Raw genomic sequence first — 3,829 nt, forward strand, 5'->3', positions numbered from 1 at the left:
CTCCGTGCCTCTTTCCCTGGCGGAAGTGGAGGAGTTGCTGACGGCCTGGTCGGGGCGGGTCGATGTGGCGGCGGTGAACGGTCCGGGTTCGGTGGTGGTGGCCGGTGACGCGGACGCTTTGGATGAGTTGATGGCGTACTGCGAGAGCAGTGATGTGAGGGCTCGTCGTGTTCCGGTGGACTACGCCTCGCATACCTGGCATGTGGAGGCGATCGAGGCGGAGCTGGCGCGGGTGCTCGCGGCTGTGGAGCCGCGTGCGGGTGAGGTGCCGTTCTTCTCCACGACCGAGGCGGAGGTGATCGACACGGCGCGGCTGGACGGCGGGTACTGGTATCGGAATCTGCGGCAGCGGGTGCGTTTCGCGGACGCCGTCGCAGGCCTGGTGGAGCAGGGGTTCGGTGCGTTCGTCGAGGTCAGCTCGCATCCGGTGCTCGGCATGGCGGTCCAGGAGGCCGCCCCGGACGCGGTCGTGGTGGGCACTCTGCGCCGTGACAAGGGCGACGCCCACCGTTTCCTGACCTCCCTGGCCGAGGCATGGGTGCGTGGCATCCCGGTGGACTGGACGGCCGTTCTGGCGGGGCAGGACGCCCGGACGGTGGCGTTGCCGACGTACGCCTTCCAGCACCGCCGCTACTGGCTGGAGAAGACGGTTCCGGCGGGTGTTGTGGTCTCGGGTCGGGAGGCGGTGGACGCGCGTTTCTGGGAGGCGGTCGAGCGGGAGGATCTGGAGGCGCTGGCGGGGACGTTGCGGGTGTCCGACCGTGGGGCGCTGGCCGGTGTCCTTCCCGTGTTGTCGGGGTGGCGCAGGGAGCAGGTGGCGCGGTCGGTGGTGGACGGCTGGCGGTACAAGGTGGTCTGGCAGCCGGTCGGCCGGGACACGCGCGCCGGGGACCTGACCGGTGTCTGGCTGCTCGTCGTCCCGCAGGGACACCCCGACACCGCACTCCTCACCACCCTCTCCGATGCGCTGACCCGTCACGGCGCCGAGGTGCGTGTCCTCGAACTCACCGCGCGACATGCGGAGTGCGATGTCCTGACGTCCGCGCTCGACGCGGTGTCGGCCGACCCTGCCGTGTCGTTCAGCGGCGTGCTGTCGCTGCTGGGGCTGGACGAGGACCCGTTGCCCGATCAGCCCGTGCTGTCCACCGGAGCCGCGCTCACCCTCTCGCTGCTCCAGGCGCTCGGTCGGGCCGGGGTGGGCGCGCCGTTGTGGTGTGTCACACAAGGTGCCGTGGCCGTCGGGGACCAGGAACCGGTCGCCCGGCCGGCACAGGCGGCCGTATGGGGGTTGGGCAGGGTCGCGGCCCTGGAGTCCCCCGAACGCTGGGGCGGACTGGTCGACCTGCCCGAACGGGTCGACGGACCGGAAACCGGCGCACTCTGCGCCGTCCTGGCCTCCTACGGCGACAGCGCCGAGGACCAACTGGCCCTGCGCGCCAACAGCACCTTCGTACGGCGGCTGGTTCCGGCCTCGCTGTCGGGAAGCGCGCAGTCGGTTGACGGGCGGTCGCCCGGGCGGCACTGGACGCCCCGCGGTACGGCCCTCGTGACCGGCGGAACCGGTGCGCTCGGCGCGCACGTCGCCCGGTGGCTGGCGCGCGGCGGTGCCGAGGACGTGGTACTCGTCGGCCGTCGAGACCGCACCGACGACCCGGCCCTGACGGAGCTGGAGACCGAAGTCGCCGCGCTGGGCGCCCGGTTGACCGTCGCTGCCTGTGATGTCGCCGACAGCGCGGCACTGGGGGAACTGCTGAACTCCCTGCGCGCGGACGGACGTACGGTCCGCACGGTGGTGCACGCCGCCGGTGTCGGCACTCTCGGGACGCTCGCCGACCTCGGCATGGCGGAGTTCGCCGAGGTCGCCGCGGGCAAGGTCGCCGGGGCACGGAACCTCACCGAGGCCCTGGACCCGGCCGAGACCGACGCGCTGATCTTCTTCTCCTCGATCTCCGGAGTCTGGGGCGTCGCCGACCACGCGGCCTACGCCGCCGCCAACGCCTGCCTGGACGCCCTCGCCGAGCACGTGCGCCGCACCCGCGGACTCCCGGTGCTCTCGGTGGCCTGGGGCCCCTGGGACGGTGGCGGCATGATCGCCGAGGACATGCGTGATCCGCTGCGCCGCCGAGGCATCCCCGTCATCGCCGCGGAACCCGCGATGGTGGCCCTTCAGGACGCGCTCGACCACGGTGACACGGTCGTGGCCGTCGCCGACGTCGACTGGGCCCGTTTCGTCCCCGTCTTCAGCGCCGCCCGGCCCGCCCCGCTCATCGCCGCATTGGAACCGGAGGACGAGACCGCGGGCACCGAGGGGAGCCGTGCCGGGGCACGGGACGGACACGGCGCGGACACAGCGGCCTCGACCCTGGCGCAGCGACTCGGCGCCCTGCCCGCCGTCGAACACGACCGCTTCGTACAGGACCTCGTCCGGTCCGAAGCGGCCGCCGTGCTCGGACATGACTCGGCGGACGCCGTCGACGCCGCCTACGCCTTCAAGGAGTTGGGCTTCGACTCGGTCAGCGCTGTCGAACTGCGCAACCGTCTCTCCTCCCGTACGGGTCTGAAGATCCCGACGACCGTCGTCTTCGACCACCCCACCCCGCTCGCCCTCGCCGCCCAGCTCCGCCTGCTTGCCCTCGGGGACCATGCCGCACCGCGGCAGGACTCGGAGTCGCTCGCCTCCGTGGCCGGTTCACATGCGCCTGCCACCGACGACGACCTCATCGCCGTCGTAGGCATGGGATGCCGCTATCCGGGCGGCATCTCGTCCCCCGACGACCTCTGGCGCGTCGTCGCCGAAGGCCAGGACGTGATCACCGGCTTCCCCGTCGACCGGGGCTGGGACACGACCCGGCTCTACGACCCCGACCCCGCCCGGCACGGCACCAGTTACGTCCGCCACGGCGGGTTCCTGCACGACGCCGGGGAGTTCGACGCGGCCTTCTTCGGGATCTCCCCGCGCGAGGCGGCGGCCATGGACCCCCAGCAGCGCCTGCTCCTGGAGACGTCGTGGGAGGCCTTCGAACAGGCCGGCATCGACCCGAGGACCCTGCGCGGCAGCAGCACCGGCGTCTTCACCGGCCTCACGGACCAGAACTACGGCACCCTGCTCAGCCGCGGCACCGACGGTACCGAGGGCTATCTCGTCACCGGAGCCTCGACCGCCGTCGCATCGGGCCGCGTCTCGTACGTCCTCGGTCTGGAGGGACCGGCGGTGACCGTCGACACCGCGTGCTCGTCGTCGCTGGTCGCGCTGCATTTCGCGGTACGGGCCCTGCGATCCGGCGAGTGCTCGATGGCGCTGGCGGGCGCGGCGATGGTCATGGCCGACCCGGCGCCGTTCGTGGGCTTCAGCCGGCAGCGGGGCCTCGCACCCGACGGCCGGTGCAAGCCCTTCGCCGAAGCGGCCGACGGCTTCTCGCTCGCCGAGGGCGTGGGGGTGCTCCTGCTGGAGCGGCTGTCGGACGCCCGCCGCAACGGTCATCCGGTGCTGGCGGTCGTGCGCGGTTCGGCGATCAACCAGGACGGTGCGAGCAACGGCCTGACCGCCCCCAACGGCCCCTCACAGCAACGAGTGATCCGCGCCGCCCTCACGGACGCCCGCCTCACCGCCGGTGAGGTGGATGTCGTCGAGGCGCACGGCACGGGCACGCGGCTGGGCGACCCGATCGAGGCGCAGGCCCTGCTGGCGACGTACGGGCAGGACCGGCCTGCCGAACGGCCGCTGTTCATCGGTTCGCTCAAGTCGAACATCGGCCACACCCAGACCGCCTCCGGAATGGCGGGCGTGATGAAGATGGTGCTCGCCATGCGGCACGGCCTCGTGCCCGGC

Annotated in this window: 1 protein-coding gene; it reads left to right on the top strand. The window is 72.4% G+C overall.

The annotated features are described in order from the left end of the window. Positions 1-25: 25 nt before the first annotated feature. A partial coding sequence (locus tag AQJ64_RS44675; protein WP_159060374.1) for a type I polyketide synthase occupies positions 26-3,829 on the top strand: 3,804 nt, incomplete at its 3' end.

The organism is Streptomyces griseoruber, from assembly GCF_001514205.1.
In the GTDB taxonomy this organism is placed as follows: domain Bacteria; phylum Actinomycetota; class Actinomycetes; order Streptomycetales; family Streptomycetaceae; genus Streptomyces; species Streptomyces griseoruber.